23 protein-coding genes are annotated in these 22,244 nt (G+C 35.3%); 8 read left to right on the top strand and 15 right to left on the bottom strand.

Going from position 1 to position 22,244, the window contains the following annotated elements:
* The first annotated feature begins 91 nt into the window (after positions 1–91).
* Positions 92–796 carry a CAP domain-containing protein gene (locus J5G60_RS06745; RefSeq protein ID WP_150357881.1) on the top strand — a complete coding sequence of 235 codons (705 nt, stop codon included), beginning with the start codon at positions 92–94 and terminating at the stop codon, positions 794–796.
* Positions 797–912: 116 nt separating this feature from the next.
* Here J5G60_RS06745 and J5G60_RS06750 read toward each other — a convergent pair whose 3' ends face one another.
* Positions 913–1,425 (bottom strand): DUF2284 domain-containing protein, encoded by a 513-nt coding sequence (locus J5G60_RS06750; protein WP_179977472.1) that lies wholly within the window; start codon positions 1,423–1,425, stop codon positions 913–915.
* A 162-nt stretch (positions 1,426–1,587) separates the two neighbouring features.
* Between J5G60_RS06750 and J5G60_RS06755 the strand changes: the two genes are divergently transcribed.
* Entirely contained in the window at positions 1,588–2,136 is a 549-nt protein-coding gene (locus J5G60_RS06755; RefSeq protein WP_150357879.1) for a TIGR00730 family Rossman fold protein, read from the top strand.
* A 54-nt stretch (positions 2,137–2,190) separates the two neighbouring features.
* Here J5G60_RS06755 and J5G60_RS06760 read toward each other — a convergent pair whose 3' ends face one another.
* Together J5G60_RS06760 and J5G60_RS06765 are read right to left on the bottom strand one after the other, a co-directional pair.
* Positions 2,191–3,246 (bottom strand): stage II sporulation protein P, encoded by a 1,056-nt coding sequence (locus tag J5G60_RS06760; RefSeq protein ID WP_442870517.1) that lies wholly within the window; start codon positions 3,244–3,246, stop codon positions 2,191–2,193.
* A gap of 73 nt (positions 3,247–3,319) precedes the next feature.
* Positions 3,320–4,462 carry a YibE/F family protein gene (locus tag J5G60_RS06765; protein WP_229981821.1) on the bottom strand — a complete coding sequence of 381 codons (1,143 nt, stop codon included), beginning with the start codon at positions 4,460–4,462 and terminating at the stop codon, positions 3,320–3,322.
* A gap of 224 nt (positions 4,463–4,686) precedes the next feature.
* Here J5G60_RS06765 and J5G60_RS06770 point away from each other — a divergent pair, with 224 nt between their 5' ends.
* From J5G60_RS06770 to J5G60_RS18840, 5 genes are all read left to right on the top strand, one after another.
* Positions 4,687–5,610, top strand: coding sequence for a metal ABC transporter substrate-binding protein (locus J5G60_RS06770; RefSeq protein WP_150357878.1), 924 nt, complete (start codon positions 4,687–4,689; stop codon positions 5,608–5,610).
* A 75-nt stretch (positions 5,611–5,685) separates the two neighbouring features.
* Positions 5,686–6,171, top strand: coding sequence for a dihydrofolate reductase (locus tag J5G60_RS06775; protein WP_150357877.1), 486 nt, complete (start codon positions 5,686–5,688; stop codon positions 6,169–6,171).
* 127 nt (positions 6,172–6,298) lie between these two features.
* The gene (locus J5G60_RS06780; protein WP_150357876.1) at positions 6,299–7,360 is read left to right on the top strand and encodes an FAD:protein FMN transferase; all 1,062 of its coding nucleotides are present in this window, start codon (positions 6,299–6,301) and stop codon (positions 7,358–7,360) included.
* Position 7,361: 1 nt separating this feature from the next.
* Positions 7,362–8,411, top strand: a complete 1,050-nt coding sequence (locus J5G60_RS06785; protein WP_236035184.1) for a 4Fe-4S binding protein — start codon at positions 7,362–7,364, stop codon at positions 8,409–8,411.
* Positions 8,412–8,421: 10 nt separating this feature from the next.
* Positions 8,422–8,586 (top strand): FMN-binding protein, encoded by a 165-nt coding sequence (locus J5G60_RS18840; protein WP_236035190.1) that lies wholly within the window; start codon positions 8,422–8,424, stop codon positions 8,584–8,586.
* 55 nt (positions 8,587–8,641) lie between these two features.
* On the opposite strand, the gene J5G60_RS06790 is transcribed toward J5G60_RS18840, so the two are convergent.
* The 10 genes from J5G60_RS06790 to J5G60_RS06830 form a co-directional block, all read right to left on the bottom strand.
* Positions 8,642–9,550, bottom strand: a complete 909-nt coding sequence (locus J5G60_RS06790) for a LysR family transcriptional regulator (RefSeq protein ID WP_150357875.1) — start codon at positions 9,548–9,550, stop codon at positions 8,642–8,644.
* A 79-nt stretch (positions 9,551–9,629) separates the two neighbouring features.
* Positions 9,630–9,974: a thioredoxin family protein gene (locus J5G60_RS06795; RefSeq protein ID WP_150357874.1), complete on the bottom strand. Its 345-nt coding sequence runs from the start codon at positions 9,972–9,974 to the stop codon at positions 9,630–9,632.
* On the bottom strand, positions 9,955–10,263 hold the full coding sequence (locus J5G60_RS18845; RefSeq protein ID WP_236035185.1) for a hypothetical protein: 309 nt from the start codon (positions 10,261–10,263) through the stop codon (positions 9,955–9,957). The genes J5G60_RS06795 and J5G60_RS18845 overlap by 20 nt, the downstream gene beginning before the upstream one ends.
* 48 nt (positions 10,264–10,311) lie before the next feature.
* Positions 10,312–10,782, bottom strand: a complete 471-nt coding sequence (locus tag J5G60_RS18850; RefSeq protein ID WP_236035188.1) for an ABC transporter ATP-binding protein — start codon at positions 10,780–10,782, stop codon at positions 10,312–10,314.
* Between the two features lie 17 nt (positions 10,783–10,799).
* The gene (locus tag J5G60_RS06805; RefSeq protein WP_150357873.1) at positions 10,800–11,855 is read right to left on the bottom strand and encodes a taurine ABC transporter substrate-binding protein; all 1,056 of its coding nucleotides are present in this window, start codon (positions 11,853–11,855) and stop codon (positions 10,800–10,802) included.
* Positions 11,855–12,667 carry an ABC transporter permease gene (locus J5G60_RS06810; RefSeq protein ID WP_150357872.1) on the bottom strand — a complete coding sequence of 271 codons (813 nt, stop codon included), beginning with the start codon at positions 12,665–12,667 and terminating at the stop codon, positions 11,855–11,857. Before J5G60_RS06810 ends, J5G60_RS06805 begins: the two co-directional genes overlap by 1 nt.
* Complete coding sequence (locus J5G60_RS06815; protein ID WP_150357871.1) at positions 12,642–13,007, bottom strand: thioredoxin family protein; 366 nt, start codon at positions 13,005–13,007, stop codon at positions 12,642–12,644. Before J5G60_RS06815 ends, J5G60_RS06810 begins: the two co-directional genes overlap by 26 nt.
* Positions 13,008–13,015: 8 nt before the next feature.
* On the bottom strand, positions 13,016–15,007 hold the full coding sequence (locus J5G60_RS06820) for an alkaline phosphatase family protein (protein WP_150357870.1): 1,992 nt from the start codon (positions 15,005–15,007) through the stop codon (positions 13,016–13,018).
* Positions 15,008–15,347: 340 nt separating this feature from the next.
* Positions 15,348–17,015: an acyl-CoA dehydratase activase gene (locus J5G60_RS06825; RefSeq protein WP_150357869.1), complete on the bottom strand. Its 1,668-nt coding sequence runs from the start codon at positions 17,013–17,015 to the stop codon at positions 15,348–15,350.
* On the bottom strand, positions 17,012–18,286 hold the full coding sequence (locus J5G60_RS06830; RefSeq protein WP_150357868.1) for a 2-hydroxyacyl-CoA dehydratase subunit D: 1,275 nt from the start codon (positions 18,284–18,286) through the stop codon (positions 17,012–17,014). The genes J5G60_RS06825 and J5G60_RS06830 overlap by 4 nt, the downstream gene beginning before the upstream one ends.
* Before the next feature lie 105 nt (positions 18,287–18,391).
* On the opposite strand from J5G60_RS06830, the gene J5G60_RS06835 reads away from it, so the two are divergent.
* Complete coding sequence (locus tag J5G60_RS06835) at positions 18,392–20,104, top strand: ABC-ATPase domain-containing protein (RefSeq protein WP_150357867.1); 1,713 nt, start codon at positions 18,392–18,394, stop codon at positions 20,102–20,104.
* Positions 20,105–20,237: 133 nt separating this feature from the next.
* On the opposite strand, the gene J5G60_RS06840 is transcribed toward J5G60_RS06835, so the two are convergent.
* Together J5G60_RS06840 and J5G60_RS06845 are read right to left on the bottom strand one after the other, a co-directional pair.
* Positions 20,238–21,407, bottom strand: a complete 1,170-nt coding sequence (locus J5G60_RS06840; RefSeq protein ID WP_150357866.1) for an ABC transporter permease — start codon at positions 21,405–21,407, stop codon at positions 20,238–20,240.
* On the bottom strand, positions 21,400–22,131 hold the full coding sequence (locus J5G60_RS06845) for an ABC transporter ATP-binding protein (protein WP_150357865.1): 732 nt from the start codon (positions 22,129–22,131) through the stop codon (positions 21,400–21,402). The genes J5G60_RS06840 and J5G60_RS06845 overlap by 8 nt, the downstream gene beginning before the upstream one ends.
* Positions 22,132–22,244 lie beyond the last annotated feature (113 nt).

Below are 22,244 nucleotides of genomic sequence, written 5' to 3' on the forward strand. Positions count from 1 at the left end.
ATATTAAAAACTTAAATTGAAATTATATTGAAATTTTCAAATATGAAATCAATATAATTTTTTCAAGTCAAAATTTTTGGGGGTTCATTTTATGAATAAAAAAGTCAAATCGATAATCGCAGCAATGGTTATTGCTGGAACTATACCAGCTATTACACCTGCTGTAGCAAAAGCAGCTGAAAGTACATGTCCTAATTCAGTAAATCAACAGGCTCTGTCAAAAAATGTACTAGCTAATTATCCTCAGCTCAGTAATTTGAAAATTTTTACTTCAGAAAAGTCAATTGGGAATAAAAACACTTGTACTACCAAGGTGCAGACAAATTCCAATAAGGCTTCTGCCAACACAAATCAAAATACTTCATCTGCAAAACCGGTACAAAATAGTGGACAATCTTCTAATATAAGCACTGAAGCAAATGAAGTTATAAAATTAGTCAATGCAGAAAGAAGCAAAAATGGACTAGCTCCACTTAAAGCCAATACCGAATTATCCAAAGTGGCAGCAGTGAAAGCCCAAGATATGATTGACAAAAACTATTTCAGCCACAATTCACCTACTTACGGATCGCCTTTTGACATGATGAAAAAATTTGGTATAAGTTACACAGCAGCAGGTGAAAATATAGCATATGGCCAGAAAACTCCTTCTGAAGTAATGAATGCCTGGATGAACTCTGCAGGCCACAGAGCAAATATATTAAATTCTAATTTTACAGAAATTGGAGTTGGAGTTGCCAAAGATAAAAATGGAACTCCCTATTGGGTTCAGATGTTTATAAACCCTGGTAAATAGTCAATCTTAAATATTTGAAGGAAGTGCTGAAAAACTACTTTAAAAGTATCTTTACAGCACTTCCTTGATCTTCTAAAAAATAATATAGTTGCACATATTCACGATTTCAGTACATATTATTCAATAAGAACTAGTCCATAACAATTGAGCTGATCTTTTCTTTCTTTATTCTTTAATACACCTATAGGAAATCCATTTGCCTTTATCGTAGCAAATACATCTATACCACAGGCCTCCATAGATGGCCTTGCTTCACCTGGATGCCTGCAATTTCCCATATCACATTCTTCGCACAGCTTACAAGGGCCTGCTCCAAAACCAAATGCCTTATAATAACCTGATAAAAAAATATTTTTTTCAATTTCCACTGCAATTTTAGTAGTGGAAGCCAAATCCATCTTGCACTGTATGAGAATAGCCTTGTCATAACAATCAATTATCTGCTGTGTCTCCTTATAAGAAGGAGCTTTAGGCGGACAACAATTGCTTCTGTTATAATTGCCGCATCCAAATTTACACTTCATTATTGTCCATGCAGCTGTTTCTATTGTATCTGTATCAATTATTTTGGCATCATATGCTCCAAGCTCCTTGGCTACTTCGATATATTTCTTCAAATCATCCTTCATTTTAAATTCCCCCAAAATCAAATAATATTTTTCATCCATTTCAAATTAATTATATACCAGATAATCATCCCGTACTCAATATATAATTATCAATCATACTTTTTTTCTATATAATATAATAAAGTGCAATATGGAATAACTGATTACAGGAGGATTGATAGCATGAAAAGTATATGTGTGTATTGCGGTTCAAATTCAGGTACACGTAAAGAATACAGTAAAGGTGCACGATTACTTGGAAAAGAATTGGCAAAAAATCAAATACAGCTTATATATGGAGGTTCCAATTCAGGTCTTATGGGGCAAATCTCAAATGAAGTTTTAAAAAATGGTGGTAAAGTTACTGGTGTTATTCCTGAAATACTTCTTTTAAACGAGCCTCCTAATCACAAATTGACTAAACTCATATATGTTAAAAACATGAGCGAAAGGAAAGAAAGAATGTCAGATCTTTGTGATGGATTTATTGCTCTCCCAGGGGGGCTCGGCACCTATGAGGAATTATTCGATACCATAAGCTGGGCCAGGCTCAAAATTCATAAAAAACCTATAGGATTACTGAATATAGAACATTTTTTTGATCCTCTTTTAGACATGCTTAAAAATTCATGCAGAGAAGGTTTCATAAATGACTTAAGCCTCAAATCTCTATTGATTTCAAATAGTCCCCATCAATTGGTAAATAATATGATAAACTACAAGTCTAGTTAAAAACCTGGGGGAAAATTTTATTATCAAAGTTTTCCCCTAACTTTCAATTTCCAGCTATTTGATGATCTGCGCAATTATCCTCGCTATATACTTGGTAGAGGCTTTGGATTCATCCGTAGTATTTATCTGGGACCCTATCTCCATAAGTATTGCATTGTTGCTCATGCCCTGGTTAAAATACCTTGTTCCATAATTATAATACAAATTAACCCCCCTGGAAAGACCCGGATACAGCTTGTTTGAAAGATCTATTATCTGATTTGCCAGTTTCATATTCTTGTCAAAATGAGGATTTTTTTTCGTCATAACCAGCATAAACTTGGATACATTTTCTCCATTTAATTTTACAGTCACTGAATTTTTATCTTCAGCATAATCCCTGTGCATATCTATTATGAGCTTGAAATCTCCATATTTTTTTAAGTATTTTCCCAAGGTTACCGAAGATCTTGCATAACTTTGATTATATCCCTGTGCATCGTGGACAGTGGTATCATTTATTGCAGAAATGCCGTATTTGTTGAGCTCTGTAACCAGCTGCTGCCCTACGGCACAGACATTTTTAGTATCATCAGAACTATTTGCATCACCGGGTTTATAGCTTTCCGTAGTATGGGTATGATAAATAAGTATATCCGGCTTTTTGCTGTTCATCTTTCTCTTCAGACTTGGATCAAACACATCTGTACTTTCAGCGGAACTATTATCTCCCCTGCTCAAATTTTTGTCATCGTCTGTTTTAGCTATCTGTTTATCATCAAGCTTAAACTCATTCACGCTGCTATCCGATATACCACCCCCTAAAAAGGCCACTTCCCTTCCCAGTATACTAAGTGGATTTTTATAACTTATATTAAAAGGCTCTAAAACTAAACTTTTCAGCGAAAAATTATTTTCTGCCATATCTTCTTCATCAAAACAGGTGGCTTTAACTGCAGGCATCGCATAATTCAGTATTTGAACATATAACATGTTTCCTCTAATATTGTTATTTTGATTATTATTTGCCTCAACCAAATAGGGCAATACAATTACAAATACCAGGCTTATAATCAAATTGAGCATTTCAAATCTAGGCTTATCTTTTCTGCTAAATTTTTTATAATTCACAATATATTTACTGCTTTAATCAAAAAGCAGTTTTTCCCTCCCTTCACAACTGAAATTCACTATGAATCCATTATCATCTCTTATCCAAAATCCAATATGCAAAGACAGTGATGGGAATCGTAAATATAAGCCCTATACTACTCGCAAAAGTCTTTATTACATCCGAGGCAATCATATCCTGGTTTATTATATCTATAAAGCTGCTTTTACTCACCATATATCCCAATACCAGAAACACAGTGCCACTTATATAGGCCAGTACTAAAGTAGTTGTCATTGTTCCTATAGTGTCCCTTCCCACACTCATTCCTGCTTTTATAATATTTCCGTTTGAAATCCTGGGATTATTTTCTCTTAACTCATTCATAGTTGAAGCTATAGACATACTTATATCCATTACCGCACCCAATGTACCTATAAGTATTGATCCAAACAAAATTCCCTTAAAATTCAAAGTGCCCTTTAAAAGAGAATCCATAAGCAGCTGGGCATCTTCCGTTCCAACTCCCGATACCCTTGCAGAGTTAATATAAACATATGCTATAATACCTGCTATAATGACTCCACTGCTTGTTCCCAAAATTGCAGCTGCACTTTTCCTATTAAATCCGCTCACTATAATCAGGCTTATTATTGTTATAGCAATACAAACAGCTGTTGAGACAACAATAGGATTATATCCTTGTAAAATCAGCGGTAAAAATACTTTTACAATTATCAAACAGGTTATTGTTAAAGTTATCAGGGACTTAAAACCTCTTATTCCACCTATTAAAATAATAGATATCATAAAAAATATAAGCAGGTGAAGTAATTGATTCTGCCTAACTACCTGATATACACTTGCTTCGTTTATTTTCCCACTATTGTCTTCGCTTATCGACAGAAACAATTCATCACCTGTTTTAAATTCTATATTATCCGGTTTGGATGGCTGAATAGTATGTGTTATTTCAACTTTTTCACCATCGTGCTTTCCCTCTGTGATCTCTACCTTCAATTTTTGTTGCTTTTCCATAACATTTTTATCCTCTTTATCTGCATCATTGGAAGATATTACATTTATAACTTTGCCCTTTATTATGCTTTCGGCAGTATTACTATCACTTTCACTTCCTTCTGCTCTTACTGAAATAGTACAAAATAGAATAACAGGAATCATAAATAATACTATAAAAAGTAAAAAGCATTTACGTGTTTTAAACAATTTTATCACTCCTCGTACAATTTAATGTTTATTAAATAATATTCAAGTATTTTAAAAATATAACAGCCATATATTTCGAAGTTTTCAGTAAAATTTTTGCCTATTGACATAAACCAGCATATGGAGTATATAATTTAATTACATTTTATTTCTTGACAATAATTCAATACTCCATTATAGTAAATATGTAAATGCAATTCATGTGCATTTACATATTTTAAGGAGGTCATGAAATGTTTAAAAAAAATAAGTTATTTATAATAGCTGCTATTCTCAGCAGTATTATGTTTGTTTTTTCAGGATGCAGTAGTTCAAGTGGGACAAACACCGATAATAAAAGTCAATCGAAGCCAAAAGTAGTGGTATCTTTCAACGCCATGAGGGAATTTGCCTCAGCCATCGGAAAAGATAAGATAGATATTACAACCATAATTCCAAATGGCACAGAGCCTCATGACTTCGAACCAACTGCAAAGGATCTTAAAACCCTTAGCAGTGCCAATGTATTTATATACAGCGGACTTGGAATGGAATCATGGAAAGACAAGGTCATAAATTCAGCAAATAATAAAAATTTAATTGCAGTTGATGCCTCAAAAGATATAACTCCAATTAAAAATACAGATGCAGACGAGATAAAGGAGCACGGTCAATATGATCCCCATGCATGGATAAGTTTAAAAAACGCTGAGATCCAATCAAAGAACATAAAAGATGCTTTAGTTAAAGCGGATCCTTCAAATAAAGATTTTTATGAAAAAAACTACAAGAGCTTTTCAAAACAGCTAGAGGATCTCTACAGTGAATACAAAACAAAATTTTCAACTGTTAAAAATAAAAATTTTGTAACCGGTCATGCTGCTTTTGCATATCTCTGCAGGGATTATGGGTTAAAACAAAACAGCGTGGAAGGTGTATTTGCAGAAGGAGAACCTTCGCCCCAAAAATTGGCAGAGCTTGTTAATTACTGCAAACAGAATAATATAAAAACCATATTCGTAGAAGACATGGTAAGTCCCAAGGTTTCCAATACACTAGCCAAAGAAGTAGGAGCAAAGGTAGAAAAAATATATACAATTGAAAGTAAAGAAGATAACAAAAATTATATTCAAAGCATGAAGTCCAATTTAGAAATGATATATAACAGCCTTAAATAACATTTCATCCGCATATTATGCTATAATACAGTAAATACATTCTGAATAAGTACAGACAAGGAAGTGAGCTCCCCTGTGATAAGTTTAATTGCAGCTATCAATAAAAATTACGTAATAGGAAAAAACAACAAACTGATATGGCACATACCAGAGGATCTAAAAAGATTTAAAAAAATAACTCTGGGAAAAACTATCATAATGGGGAGAAAAACTTTCGAGTCACTTCCTAAAATACTGCCTGATAGAAAACATATTGTAATAACAAGAAATAGAAATTATTTCATTTCGGACAGTAGAATTGTGGTTGTACATGACATTGAGGACATCTTGAAATACAAAGCTTGTCCTGAAGAGGTATTTATAATAGGAGGAGAAAAAATCTACAATCAGATGCTGCCCTACTGCAGCAGATTGTATTTAACTGAAATAATGTCTTTTGAAGATGGAGATGCATATTTTCCTAAATTCAACAGAGAAGATTATACATTACTTGAATGTGAGAAGCATTATGATAAAAATATTGAATACAATTTTTTAACTTTTGAAAAAGAGTTTCATTAAAATGCCTATTCAAAATTAACATTTTTATAAGAAATTTTTTAACAAATCTTAATGTAATATTAAGGTTTGTTTTTTATTATAAATCTATACTAAAAAAGAATAATTTAAATTTTGCAGGTGATATAATTTGTTTCAAAGCACAGCAGGTATTGTTATAGCAATTAATGTATTTATATTAGTGATTATTTATGCACTAACAGTTCACACTAAAAAAACTTCTATAGTAAAAAACAGTTATGTTCTGGGAACCATAGTGCATATACAGATATTTGGAAACAGATCCGAGCAATTATCAGAAAAAGCATTGGAAAAACTCAGGGATATTGATGACAAAATGTCTGTATTCAAGGACTACAGTGAAATATCAAAAATAAATAGAAATGCCGGATTATCTCCTCAAATCATCAGCAGCGATACCTATTTTGTAATAAAAAAAGCTGTAGAATATGCCGAGCTGTCAGGCGGATCTTTTGATCCCACTATAGGTCCTTTAACATCTCTATGGAATATAGGTACTGAACATGAAAGAATTCCTCAAAAAGATGAAATAGATAAAAAATTAAGTCTGGTCAACTATAAGGACATAATTTTAGATGAAGGTACCAGATCCATCAAGTTGAAATATAAAAATCAGTCAATCGATGTGGGAGGTATAGCCAAGGGATTTGCAGCAGATACAGTTAAAGGCCTGTTGTCCAAATATCACGTTAAAAGTGCCTTAATCGATCTGGGCGGAAATATTTTTGCCCTGGGCCGCAAATGCAGCGGTGATTTATGGAGTATAGGCATTCAAAACCCATTTAAACACCGTGGAGAATATATTGGTATAGTAAATGTTAAAGACAAGTCCCTAGTTACATCCGGCAATTACGAAAGATATTTTATGAATAGCGGCAAAAAATTCCATCACATACTGGATCCTAAAACAGGATATCCTTCAGAGAGCAGCATTGTAAGTGCTAGTATTATATCCGATAATTCCATTGACGGCGACGGATTATCCACAGGCATCTATATTATGGATGTACATAAATCCATGGATTTAATAGAATCTCTGCCGGGCATAGATGCAATATTGATTACCAATGCAAAAAAAGTGTATATTACATCAGGTATTGTTGAAAATTTCAAGCTGACTGACAACGAATTTAAATATATCAAAAATTATGAGCAGGAAAGGATCTGTTAATATGACAAAAAAGATTAAAAAAATACAAATTTCCAGACACATTATACAGCTGATTTTGTTTTTTCTGCTGCCTGGTATGTACATACTGACCTTTAGTGAACTAAAATCAATTTTACAGATGATTGTCAGCGGCAATTTCAATTTTATTCAGGCTTTTCCTGGATTAATGGAATTTATAATAACAACTGTCTCCACCATTTTAATGGGCAGATTTTTCTGTGGATGGCTCTGTGCCTTTGGTACTTTCAATGACTGGATTCACATAATATCAAAAAAGGTCTTTAAAATTAATTTTAAAGTAAGTGAACAGCTTGATTCTATATTGAAATATATAAAATATATAATTTTATTTATCATCCTGATCCTCCTATTTAAAGGTGGAAACACTATTTTAGATGGTTCAAGTCCCTGGGATGCCTTTGCACAGATAAGTGATCTGTCCAATGTACTGTCGTCTTTAACCGTTGGATTTATACTTTTGGTTTTAATAACTCTGGGAAATATTTTTATTGAAAGATTTTTCTGCAGATATCTGTGTCCTCTGGGTGCCGTATTTTCCCTGGTATCCAGAATGGGTATATTTAAAATAAACAAACCCGGTGACAAATGCGGCAGATGCAGACTATGCACAGATAATTGTTCAATGGGCTTAAAGCTCTACAGCATGAACAGTGTCAAAGGGGGCGAATGCATAAATTGTCTAAAATGTATAGAAACATGCCCCAGGAGAAATCCTCGTGCAAGCATACTGGGTGAAGATGTGAATCCAGCAATGGCAGGTTCTTTTGCCATTGTCATCTTCACAGGTATATATGGTTTAACCAATTTAGGAAGTTCAATTTTAACACAAAAAGGCCTAGCTTCCCCAAATAATGTAGTCTCCACCAGTAAAAGCAAAACGTCAAACAGCAATAGTCAAACTGCCGTAAATTCAAATGCTTCACAAAAAGCTAAATACAAAGACGGTACCTATATTGGAACCGGCACAGGATTTCATGATGGTACAACAAAAGTCTCCGTAACTGTAAACGGCGGGCGGCAAAATCACTGATATAAAAACAATATCAACAGGTGATACTCCAAGATTCTATCAATACGTTGAAGACACCATACCTGATGAAATAATTTCAGCCCAGTCAAGTTCAGTTGACACCGTATCCGGAGCTACCTACAGCAGCAGAGGACTCATCGAGGCAGTTCAAAATGCATTAGATAAAGCTGTTTAATATTCTATAGAAGAGTAAACCTGAGTCTGCCGAGGCAGGCTCAGGTTTATATCCTTCAATCACTAAATTCACATCTTTGACACAGTGATTTAATTGTATTTATCAAATCTTTTTCAATATTGGAAATCCTGTGTCTTTTGTTGATTACCATTATGACTTCTATTTCCAGGCCTGTATTATTTATAAGAATCGTATTTATTGAATCGGAACCTTTATAATAATTAATCATCATTTTTGGTACAAAAGATATGCATGTACCATCACCTACAACCTTCTCTATTATATTTAAATTATCAAATCTATAAGCCACCTTTAGATTCCCATATTTATGTAATATTTGGGAAATGCCGCATCTTGTCTCATATCCAGTATTATAAAGTGCCACAGGCTGATTTAATGCTTCTTCTATAGAAATTGTCCTTCTACCTCCAATTGTGGAATTCTTGCCTGCAATCACCATAAGATTATCTTTGAAAAGTTTCTTTATGATAATATCGCCAGATTTCACATATTGTTCTGTTTTCAAGTTAATACTTATATCCGCTCTTCCTGAGAGTACATCATGGAGTATATCATTTGACTCTCCCACTTTTACCATCAAATTTATTTTAGGATGCTTATACTTAAATGTGGTGAGTATATTTACCATTATTGTATTGCAAAAGCTGGGCTCAACTGCAATGCTGATATCTCCAGTAAGTTTCATGGCATTATTTCTGGTAATATTTTTTATTTCTTCTATCTCATCTATAATGCGAGCTGCTTTTTCTATCACATTTTTGCCTATCTCTGTAGGTACCATTCCCTTATTAGTCCTCTTAAAAAGTGTAACTCCCAATTCAAGCTCCAGCTTTGAGATAGATGAACTAATTGCAGGCTGTGACATATAGTTCCTTTCAGCAACCATTGAAATGGATTTAAATTGGGCAACTTCCACTATATAGTAAAGCTGATCTAGACGCATAATATAATTTTCCTCCTTAGAATACCTGCACTTTAGGCAATTATATCATGCAGCATTACTGTTTACAAATTTATCCGAATCAGGTCAAAATACCATTTACTATTTCAATTAAACCTTCTTTTGAATTCAATCCACGAATTTTCTTTACAATTTCTTCATCATGAAATATAACTATGTTGGGTATTCCCTGCAGCCTGAACCTGTAAAACAACTCCTCATGTTTATCCACATCCACCCAGTATGCTTCAATCCTGCCCCTGTATTCATAAGCTACCCGCTCTACAATTGGTATTTGTTCCCTGCACACCTTACATCTGCGGGCCCCAAAAAGTACCAGTGATGGCATATCATTTTCAAAAGTGAATCTATCAAAATCCTTTTCACCAATTTTTTTCAATGCCATCCTATTCATCTTTTTCGTCATCTTCCTGTATCTGATCTATTAAATATTCCCTCATTTCAAAAAACTCTTTTTGTGATCTAATAGATCTAAAATCTCCTTCTTTAGGCCTTGCCACAGGGTTTTTATATTCCCTGACTATTCTTCCCGGATTAGAATGCATAACAATAATTCTGTCTCCAAGTAAAAGTGCCTCATCTACATCGTGAGTAATAAAAAACAAGCATTTTTGAGTCTGCTGCCATATAAAATAGAGATGTTTCTGCATTTTTTCACGGGTAAGAGCATCGAGAGCACTAAAGGGCTCATCCAAAAGTATTATTTTAGGATTGGCTGCCAGTGTCCTTGCAATGGCGGCCCTCTATTTCATGCCTCCGGAAAGCTGGTGGGGATACAATTTGGCATAATCCTTCAAACCCACTAGTTCCAAATAATGAGAAGCTATTTCAACTCTTCTTCCTTTAGTCATTCCCTTCATCTTCAATCCAAACTCCACATTCTTTTCTATATTTAACCAGGGAAGCAAATTAGGCTGCTGGAACACCACACCTACCTGTGGATCCGGATTTGTATGCGGACTGCCATCTATAAAAACAGTTCCTTCAGAGGGCGTCAAATACCCTGCAATAATATTTAAGAGAGAAGATTTTCCGCATCCCGAAGGTCCAAGTACACATACAAAATCATTACTATACAGCTGAAGATTTACATTTTCAAGAGCACGGATATCTTTTCCCGACTGATTATAGGTTAGACTTATATTTTTCAGAATTATATTTGATTCAGTACCTTCCTGCTTTAAAAATAAAGGCATACGTGCTGGCTGTATCATAACCATACTCCCTCCATTTATTTATCATATAATTTAGTCAATATAGCCTTCTGATATACGGACAATTCCGGTGAAGATTTTATTGCCTTTTGTGTCAGCAGATAATCGCCTGTACTCTTTAATAATTTTCCAAAGTTACCTGGATTGCTTGAGGTTCCAAAATACTTTGGATCGGTCTGCTCTTTGGAATCCAGAACAATTATTTCTTTCATGGATTTAAGAGTATCCTGCTCCGATAATCCAAGCTCCTTTGAAAGGACTGCGGCAGATTTTTCCGGCTGTTCCTTGTATTCATGTACAGAGTCATTTAAAACAGAAATATACTGTTTCATAACATCAGGATATTTATCTGCAAAGCTTTTGCTTACAATGCCAAGCTCACCTGTGATAATTCCCTTTTTAGCCAGGTCTCCCGAGCTTACGATCACTTTACCGCCATCAGCCAGAAGTTTTGATTTGGTGGTTTCCCATACATATGCTCCCTGAATATCACCTCTCTGCCATGCAGCCAGTATATCAGGCATCTGCATGTCAAGAAGTGTAAGCTGCGACTCTTTAATATTATTCAGCTTTAAGGCACCCAGCAAACTAAAATGTGAAGTTGAACTGAAAGTAGTAGCTATTTTCTTTCCCTTTATATCGTCAATGGAATTTATTCCCGAATCTTTCTTTACTACAAGTGCTTCACTGTCACCTATAATATCATCCAGATAGTATATATAATATGGAAGTTTATTTGCTATTCCCGTTGCTGCAGGGGGTGTACCTATAGTTGCCAGATCCAATGATCCACCTGCCATAGCTGTAATTATATCACGGCCTGCATCAAATTTTATCCATGAGATTTTTGTCCCGGGAAATTTTTTCTCCACAGCTCCCGTGGCCTTTGCAAGAAGCTCTCCATTTGGAGATGTCATATATCCAATACGTATTTCTTTGGGCTTGTTTTGTCCGGCTGAAGAGCTTGTTTTATTGCTGCTCTGATCACCACCGCCCTGGCATCCTGCTGCAAAAGTCAAAATTACCGCAATTAACAACATAAATACAATTTTAAAATATTTCTTTGTTTTCATCATTTCTCCTCCTCTTCCCCAACCCAGGGTGAAACCTTTCTAAGTGCAAGTCTAATGCAGGCATCGATAAATATGGCAATCAGGCCCATAATTACAATTCCCATATAGACAACATCATTCCTTAAAAATTTACTTGCATCCAGCACCATCCACCCGATTCCAGAAACTGCAGCAACCATTTCAGCTGCTACCAGGGTAGCATAGGATACTCCCACCGCCGTCCTAAAGCCCGTCAATATATCCGGCAGACAAGATGGAAATATCACATAAATAAACAATTTGAATTTAGATGCCCCAAGTGACTTGCAGCCGTTTATTCTGTCCCGGGGTATCTTTTTAACACTGAATACCGTATTGATAAACAATGGGGCAAATCCGCTCAAAAAAAGCAGTATTATTTTTGAAACATCAGTTATTCCAAACCACAACACCAAAAGTGTATAATAGGCAAGAGGCGGAAGCGGCCTGTAAAACTCAATAAAAGGATCCAATATGGCCATCAGAAGCCTTGAGCCGCCTGCCGCAAGCCCCAATGGTACCGCCGTTATAAAAGCAAAAAACAGTGCTGTAAATAATCTTCTCATACTCGAAAATATATGAAAAAATAAGGAATGACCTTTATAGCCTTCTCCCAGTATTTGAATAAATACCGACCAGACATCCCCTGGTGATGGTAAAAACACAGGATTGAACAAATTGAGCTTGCTGCCTGTATACCATATCAGAAATGCCACAACAACTGATATTATAGAAATAATTCTATATTTATATTTTTGTATGGTAAAATTATTTTTTGATATTTTCTTTAACATAAAAATCATTCCTTAAATAACGAATTATTATTTTATCTAGAGCCTCTTTACTGTGAAAGCCTGTAATTTTCCTTGCTACCTCTCCATCTTTAAATATTAAAATAGTGGGTATACCGCTTAATCTAAACCTCTGAACCAATAACTCATGTTTATCCACATCAACGGAATAAATATTTAACCTGTCAAAATACTCCTCTGCCATTTTCTCCAAAATTGGATGCAGCATTTTACAGGCACCGCATCTATCTGCGTTAAAAAATACTATTGCCGGAGTATCGCTGTCAAAGGTGAAACTGTCAAAATTTTTCTCGTCAATGCTCAAAATAGAACTCTTATCCATAAAATGAATCACTCCTCCAGGGCCTGATATATTATTCCACCTTCTGCATTTTTAGGCACGGGAATCCCCGCCAGATAGCTTATAGTTGGAACTATATCCACTACTCCCACATTTCTATCAATGATTTCTCCACTTTTTATCCCGGCTCCTACTGCAGCAAACAATGCTTTCATGGAATGTCCCAAAAGTTCGTGGTTACTCAATCCATTTCCATGACATCTGGTAAATTCAGGCTCCAGTATATAAAATATATCTCCAGAATTTTCACCACCCAGTCCAAGGACCTCCATATCTTTTCTGTTCAATGCAAAGCTTATGACTCTTCTCCCGGTTTTAGGATCCCTGTAATTGTACAGATCATCTATTATTTTTTCTACCAATTTATCATAATCTTTAGGATCAACAATTCCTTCAGGATCCCTTCCCTTTAAATTTATATATATAAATGCAGCTCTTTGGGAAATCGCAGTGGTATGCTGCCAATCTATCTGCAGTTTTCCATCCACCTCTTTTAATTTAGTGTATCCAAGCTCTCCCATTACACCTGTATTGATTCCCCACATATCCCCTATTAGAGGAAATTCTGTTTTAGGGTTTTTTCCCACACCACCGTGATCGGAAACAATAAATATGGTTGTTTGCCCGTCAAGTCTCTTCAGCATTTCTCCTATAAATTTATCACTCAATTCATATATTCTGTATATTAAATCCCTATATCTTTCGTATTCTTTCGAAGTCTCCTCAAATGTATAATCCAGATAAAAATGATTGTACATGTCAATTCCATGCATATGAACATAAAAAAGATCCCATTCTTTATTATCAAGCAGATAATTAATAGCTTTTACATGCCAGTCATACATCTCTGTAATGGATTCAAGCATAATTTCATCGGCGGTCTTATTCAATCTGTCATAATTGGTAGGTTGAAGCATGGGTCCTACTTTATCATATATTTCCCCTCCTATCTTGTCCGGATAGAAATATTTTCCATTGTATAAATCCAGTACAAAAGAATAATAAAATTTCAGCTTGCTTCCATCGCTTTCCAGGTTGATTATTCTTATTTTATAAGCTACTTTGGTACTTTTGCCATCTATTCTGTAATTGTCATAGATCCAATTGCTCCATTCACCTGCTTTTGCCTCTCCAATTGGATTTTCATCTTTTTTTCTCCTATATATCTTTACCTTATTATAATTTTTACCGTCCTCTGCTACTATAAGTCCATATCTTCTGGCCATGCCGCTGTTTACAGGAAGCACAACTTCCTTTGCTCCATCAGGTGCATTTTTCCATCCAGAAGCCCATCTAATGGGAGTTGTTATCTGATCCGCATTTGGAACGTCTGCAGAGGATTCACCAGTCTCTTCAGAAGTCACAATGTCAGGTTCAGTATATCCATATCCATCGTACTCTGACTTGCTTATGTCAGCTTTTATAGATGAAACCTCCCCCTCAACTCTGCAGTCGGTACCTGTATTGTCCAATACATGGGGTATTTCTTTTATTGGAAAATCACCTTCAATACAGTTATATACTTTTTCATAATCCACATATCCCCTTAAATTTGTATATATACTTGTCCCATCTACATATATATCATTTTTAGTCTTTGGCGGCCATGCAGTGGGATAATTAAACAATATGCTTTTTTTGCCTGAACGGGCATAAGCCTCCCATATGGTTTCTGCCTTTAACAGCTCAGAATTAAAACCATAATCCAGCTTATCAAGCGGATTCCCAAGTGTATGATTCCAAAAACAAGTTATACCATGAGTATTGGGAAATGCTCCAGTAGCCAGAGATGCCCAGTTTGGAGGAGTGATTGCCGGCAGGACACTTCTCATGGAATAATCTTTTGTCGTAACACCCCGGGATATTACCTTCTTAAAATTTGGCAGCTTTCCTTCTGCTACATATTTTTTTACCTGCAGTGCATCTGCTCCATCCAGCCCCAGCAGGAGTACTTTTTTAGCTTTTATATTACTATATGACATTTTTTACCTCCCAAAAATACATAATAAAATAAAAAAACCGGATAACAAATTAAATACACAGCTGCGTACTGTATAAAAACTTGCCTCCAGTTTTCTGGTCAACAATTTTAAATTTAGGTACATACTATAGCATTTTGTGTTCACTGTCAATTAATTAATATTTATGCCCCCGATAAATCTCAGTTATTTTACTGTTTTGCAATGGATTTTACCCCTGACATTATTGCCCAATTAAAAGATACATGATATTGAAATTAGCAGAAAAAAGCATCTGATACATAGGTACCGGTGCTTATTTGCATAATTTATGATTTTTTATAAAATTCCCATACAACTTCGATTAAATGCTTTCCAGGGCTATGAGCGCTGCCCCTACAGCACCCACTATCTGCGGTTCCTGTGGTATAAATATTTTGCTGCCAAGCTTTTCTTCGAGACATTTCACCACACCTATATTTTTGGCAACTCCCCCGGTCATCATATAAGCTTCTTTTTTGCCAACTCTGTTTGCAAGAGAAAGTGTCTTTGTTGCAACTGACTTATTCAGTCCATGAATTATATCCGGTATTTCCTTATTCTGCGCAATAAGCGATACAACCTCAGACTCCGCAAACACAGTGCACATACTTGTTATATCTATATCTTCCTTCCAATTCAAGGATCTTTTTCCCATTTCATCTAATGGAACTTCCAGAGTGCGGCTCATCATCTCGAGAAACCTTCCCGTACCTGCCGCACATTTGTCATTCATGGCAAAATCCATCACTTTTCCCCCATCATCCAGCCTTATGACCTTACTGTCCTGCCCTCCTATATCAATTATGGTTCTAATCTCATTATTCAGAAAATAAGCTGCCTTTCCGTGACATGTTATTTCAGTTATTTCTCTATCTGCAAAGGGAATGCTTACACGTCCATATCCCGTGGAAATTATTCTGGAAAGCCTGTCACGTTCTATTCCTAATTTTTTCAGAGCTTCTTTCATGGCCTTTTCTGCCCCTCTCTGACTTTTGGCACCAGTTCTGACTATTGAATAAGAAAGTATTTCTCTGTTTTTATCCATTATAGCAACATTTGTGGATGTGGAACCGCTGTCTATGCCTGCGACTAAAATATCATCCTTTATATTGGCACCATAATTTCCTCTATGTTGTGTATTCTTTGACTTGATTGTCTCAACAAAAGCCTCTATTCTGGTTTTCATCTGTCCATTCCCCTCTTCTGTATAATCGGTCTCTATTTTCAGCATAGGTATGGAAATTGATTTTTTTAATACAGCATATTCAAAAGAATAGGCATCACAAAATTTTGTGGTATGATATATTATGCCATCTAGCTCACCTGAATTTTCAGATAAAACCCTAATTCTATCCCTATTGTCCACCATTCTCATGCAGGGAAATGAATTCAATAAAAAAGAAGCATAGCTCAATAGGAAGTCCTCATCTTTTTCAAGTACAGTTGATTTTGTAAAATTTCCCGTACAGGTAAAATCAAAATCCACAGAAGCACCGGCTTCTTCAATTTGTCTGAGGGTAGAATTCTTTATTCTGGAACCCATAAGCGCAATTTTGATACCCGCTGATTTTTTATGTATCTCATCTTTTCTGGTATTGACCAATTCTATAAATTTATCCCTGTCAAACTTTTTTCCTGTAAATTTTTCCATTGACCTTATAAATTTCATCATTTCATTTTTCATAATGAGATCAGAGGCCCTATTTCTTTTTCTTGGAACATCTATAAGGTATACATATTTAAATTCAGCTGTGCTTTTAGCCACATCGTACAATCGTTTAATACTGTCACAGCAGTTTACAAGTACTAAATTACAGATTCCCGAATCAATACACTCCTCAAGTACTGCCTTTGCATAAGTGCATATATTGGGATGCATCAGAGTTTCAGCCCTGTTAAATCCGGAAACACGGGGAGCAATTTTTACTGCTTCCTGCCCAAAAGAACTTATAATATGAATTGGAGTGTATTTACATACATAACCTATCACTTTGCCACCTTCTGTCTATTGCTCAGTATTTCCATAAATGCTTCAACTCTGGTCTTAATTTGACCTTCATGGGCATTTCGTCTGTCTACACCGTCTCCATCTATAGATAGATAAGGTATATTTTTCTGTTTTAAAGCCTGCTTTAAAAGCATTGTACCACCACTGCACTCTTTACACCCAAAAGAACACAAATTTATGACGCCGCTGGCATTAAAATCCCGGGTCATCTTCATTATGTTTTGTATTTTCCTCTGGAAAGGACCATTGAGCCTGTTTTTGAGGAATTTTCTAGCCAAAGCCTCAAATGGATGATTATAATCCATCTCATCCAAATTATCTAAATTATAATCACAGGCAAGAAGTTGACAATCAGGATTCAGGTTAAGATAACTTTTTAGTGTTTCACTGTAAAAAGGCATGATATGGCTCCACAACACCCTTTTTCCACTATAATCAGGATATTTTTCTATATCCTCAGCCTGCATTTTATAAAAATTCAGTATTTCTGCCCTGCCTATTCCAAGATGAGATGCAAATAATTTGTACATCTCCAGTGTAAGAGTATTTGGAAAATACTTGTATTTAAGTCTCTCGTAAAATTTACGCATATATACTTTAGTGCTATTCTCAATTTTTATCACTTCTTTAAATTTATCCTCATCAAATTTTAATTTCATTATATCCTGGATAAATTCCACTATTTCATGGAGCTGTCCCACCACATATGCTTCCGTATCCTCATTATATTCATAGGGTATATCTAAATAATAATAGGGTATGTTGTACTTATGAGAAACAAACCTTATGGTATTAAGATTGCCATCACATATCATAGAGGAGGTTAGGGAAAATCTTGGTTTTGGAATAACTTCCTCCTCTACGGCCCCTATAAATGCCTTGTGATAACTGCAGAGGGTGTCGGAAATACCTGATCTCTCAGCACAGTCTATAAACACATCCTCACATTGGGTACCTGAAAGGAAGGAAGAAAATCCTTCAATTAAAAATGGATTTATACCCATGGCATAAAATATTTCAACAGGTGAAAATATGGTAACAAAAGCTGAATTGTCAGGATTTTTAAGGGGGTTAAGTATAAAATCAACGCAGAGTTGATTTAAATAATTAAGAGAAGGAGGTATCTTCTTATCCCTAAATTTTGAAACTAAAAATTTTTCAAAAGAAAATCCAAATTTTAATAAATTAAATGCCTTAGAAGGATTATCTACACTTTTTTTTATATACTTTCCATAAGATTTAATCAAGTCCATTTTAAAAACCTCTCTACCTTTAGTCCTGAAATTATGTTATCATATTATATTGTAAAATGCAAAATTTGCAAATTACCATTGGAAAATACAAGAGGAGGAACTATTTTGAAAAATTATCGTGAACTTCAGCAATTGCTATTATCAATAGATGGAAGAGGTTATTCTGCCTACAAGGAATTAAGAGGTGAATACAATTTTGGGAAATACGTACTTTCTGTGGATCACGTCCAGTCGGATCCCTTCGCCCCACCATCGAAAGCACGTATAATCATGTCCAGAAAGGAAGCAGGTTTCCCTGAAGAATTTTTGAATTCAAAATATAAAATAATAGCAGTATCCGACTTTTTGACAAGAACTTTTTCACACAATATTAAAAATTTCAATGGAGCTCCAAATATAAAAAAGTTAAGTACATTTCTATCCATAGACACCTGTGGGCAGGAGATGCTGGAGAGAACATCTGCAGTCATAAAGCAGGATCATATTGAAGCCAGATTTGAAGTTGAACTGCCCGCTTCCGGGCGAAGAATTCGCGGTAAATCCGCCATTGAAATTTTTTTCGATATACTCCCCGGAATTGTAAATTCATCACTGCTTTTTAAAAACATAAATGGAACCAAATTAAAAAAACAAATTGATCTAATACTCGATCAAGAATTTATCAGAGAAGAATTAAACAAAAAAGGTCTTATAGCTTTTATCGCCAACGGAGCCATTTTACCAAGGGAAAACGGAATATCCGACAGACCGTTAAAAGAGGCAGGTGCAGTTCCCTTTAAAAGTCCTGAAAGCCTTGAAATAGAATTGTCTCTTCCAAATCACGGTACAATAAAGGGAATGGGAATTCCAGAAGGCATAACCTTAATTGTAGGAGGTGGATATCATGGAAAATCCACACTTTTAAAAGCCCTTGAACTTGGAATATACAACCATATTCCAGGCGACGGCCGGGAATACGTAATAACCAGAAATGATGCTGTTAAAATACGTGCAGAAGACGGCCGCAGAGTGGAAAAGGTAAATATCAGTCCCTTTATAAACAATCTTCCAAACAATAAGGACACCTTTAAATTCTCCACGGATAATGCCAGCGGAAGCACCTCCCAGGCAGCAAATGTGATGGAAGCTCTGGAATGTGGAAGCAAGCTCTTATTGATAGATGAAGATACTTCCGCCACAAATTTCATGATAAGGGATGGGCGCATGCAGAAACTCGTTTCAAAGGATAAGGAGCCCATTACCCCTTTTATAGACAAAATTCGCCAGCTATACCACCAGTACAAGGTTTCGACTATATTGATTGTAGGTGGATCTGGAGATTATTTTGACGTGGCAGACCATATAATCATGATGGATGAATACATCCCAAGAGAGGTTACAGAGCAGGCTAAAAATATTGCAGATAGTTCTGGATATAAAAGAGAAAAATCAGGTGAAACCATTTTTGGAGATATAACTCCCCGAATACCTCTAAAATCCAGTTTTGCCCATACAGGAAGATCATTTAAGATAAAGGCCAAGGGAAAGCATATAGTTCTCTATGGTAGATCATCTATAGATCTTTCGGCTCTCGAACAGCTTATAGACAGCAGTCAGACCAACTGCATAGCATTGATGCTCGATTTTATTTCAAGTAAACTGATAAATGACAAGATGTCAATTTCACAAGTTGCAGATGCATTGTTTCGTCAAATAGAAACTTCGGGGTTGGATTTTCTATCACCTCATGCAGGCCATCCCGGAAATCTGGCACTTCCTAGAAAATATGAGCTCTGTGGGGCGATAAACCGTTACAGAGGCCTTAAGATGAAAGAATAAAAGAATAATTATATTCAAGTATCAGAGCTCAAAGTGCATGTATATAAAGCAGGGAAGATTTTCAGTTGTTACCGAAAATTTTCCCTGCTTTCTCTGTTCATTATCAATTACAAATTGCTCATTGTACTAATTATCAGGATCTAAATACAACTTCTTCCTTGGAAAACATGACTTTTGCCAAAAATATAGTGGCTATCACATATACAACGTGCCATCCCAGTACTATGGAGATATGTACAGGACTAAATATTCCCGCAATGGCTTCTTTCATAACTGCCACTGCATTAACTATGGGAATATTAAAAAATAAAATTCCTATAGTTTTGGCGTCCATCATAAATGGTATATATGTCAAAATCATAACAGGTACTATAAACCCTCCAAGATAAGTATTGGCTTCCTTCATGGAACGGGCAAATATGCTTATAGATATTTCAATTGAGCTTAGCGCTATGAGTACAAATACAGATACCACTCCCATGACTACAAAGGCACCTATTGAAATTGTAACTCCTCCTCCATCTGAAAATATGTAAAGCATGGAACCTACCATGGAAGCTAATGTAACTATCAGTGTAATAAGTGCCACAGATGAAATAGCCATAAGTTTCCCCCAAAATATAGACATTCTTCCCACGGATGTCGACAAAAGAGGTTCAAAAGTTCCCCTTTCTTTTTCACCTGCCACCAGATCCGCTGCTATTCCTATAGTAGGACTTATCATAAAAATAATAAGCAGTGTTGGCAGTACACTTAAAATACCAAAAGCTATGGGATTATTGTCCCTTTTACTTAGAGCTTCTTCCTTTACTTCAAAAGGAGTCAATACCTGGCTGCTGATGCCTTTTGCCTGAAGTCTTCCATCAACAACAGATTTACTGTATTTATCAAAAATATCCTTTATCATGGAGGATGCCATGGAAGATTTATTTGAATCCTGATCATATATTATTTTGACATCCGTTTTACCTTCAGCTGCAACTTTCGAATCAAAGTCCACAGGCACATTTATTATAAGGGATATATCACCCTTTTTAAGTTTTTCGTCTGCATTTCCACTGTTATCTATTGTTATATTCTTCATATTTTCTAACATCTTATAAATTGAAGAATTTTCATTTCCCCTATAGGCAATGGTTATGTTTTTCTGAACGGATTCTGTGGTGTCTTTCATAGTAAAATCTATTATCTTAAACATGGCAGGATACATTATAATGGGAAGAAGTATTGTAAATATAAGAGTTTTCCTGTCCCTGAAAATATCTGTAAGTTCCTTTTTTAAGATTATCCAGAAATTATTCATGTATATCGCCTCCCACCAGTTTCATAAATATCTCCTCCATGTTGTCACTATTATACTTTGATTTTAAATATTCCACAGTTCCCTGTTCTACAAGCTTACCCTTATGAATTATTACAACTCTGTCACAGAGTTTTTCAACTTCTGCCATGGAATGGGAGGACAGCAGAATTATCTTGTTTTCACTTTTGCATTTAAAAATAAATTCATGTATGACCCTAGCTGCAGAAACATCTAATCCAGTGCTTGGCTCATCAAATAACATCACTTTTGGAGAATGTATTATAGCCCGTGCTATGGACACCTTCTGCTTCATACCCCTTGAAAATTTACCAGCTTTTCTGTCTATATATTCCGACATCTCAAGATCTCTTGTCAATTCAGTTATCCTTTTGTCTATTTTTTCCTGTGACATCCCATATAGTCTTCCAAAATATTCTATATTTTCCCGGGCCGATAATCTATCGTATATCCCAACCTCTCCTCCAAACAGAATTCCTATTTCTCCTCTGACCTTCGAAGGTTCCTCAATCACATCATATCCATTTACCACTATAGTTCCACCGCTTGGTTTCAACATTGTAGAAATCATCCTTAAAGTTGTGGTTTTTCCTGCACCATTTTCGCCCAAAAGTCCCACTATCTCTCCTTCATTGGCACTGAAAGACAAACTATCTACAGCTTTTACCTCCTTGAATTTCTTACTTACATTTTTTATTTCAAGCATATTTACCTCCTTTTACATATGAAGAAAGTATCTTCAGACACACCTGTCTTCATATATATCATTAAATTATACGATTTGTCAATGAATATAAAAAATTACTATAAAGAATATAT

The organism is Clostridium sp. HV4-5-A1G (genome assembly GCF_900184915.1).
Taxonomy (GTDB): domain Bacteria; phylum Bacillota; class Clostridia; order Clostridiales; family Clostridiaceae; genus Clostridium_B; species Clostridium_B aromativorans.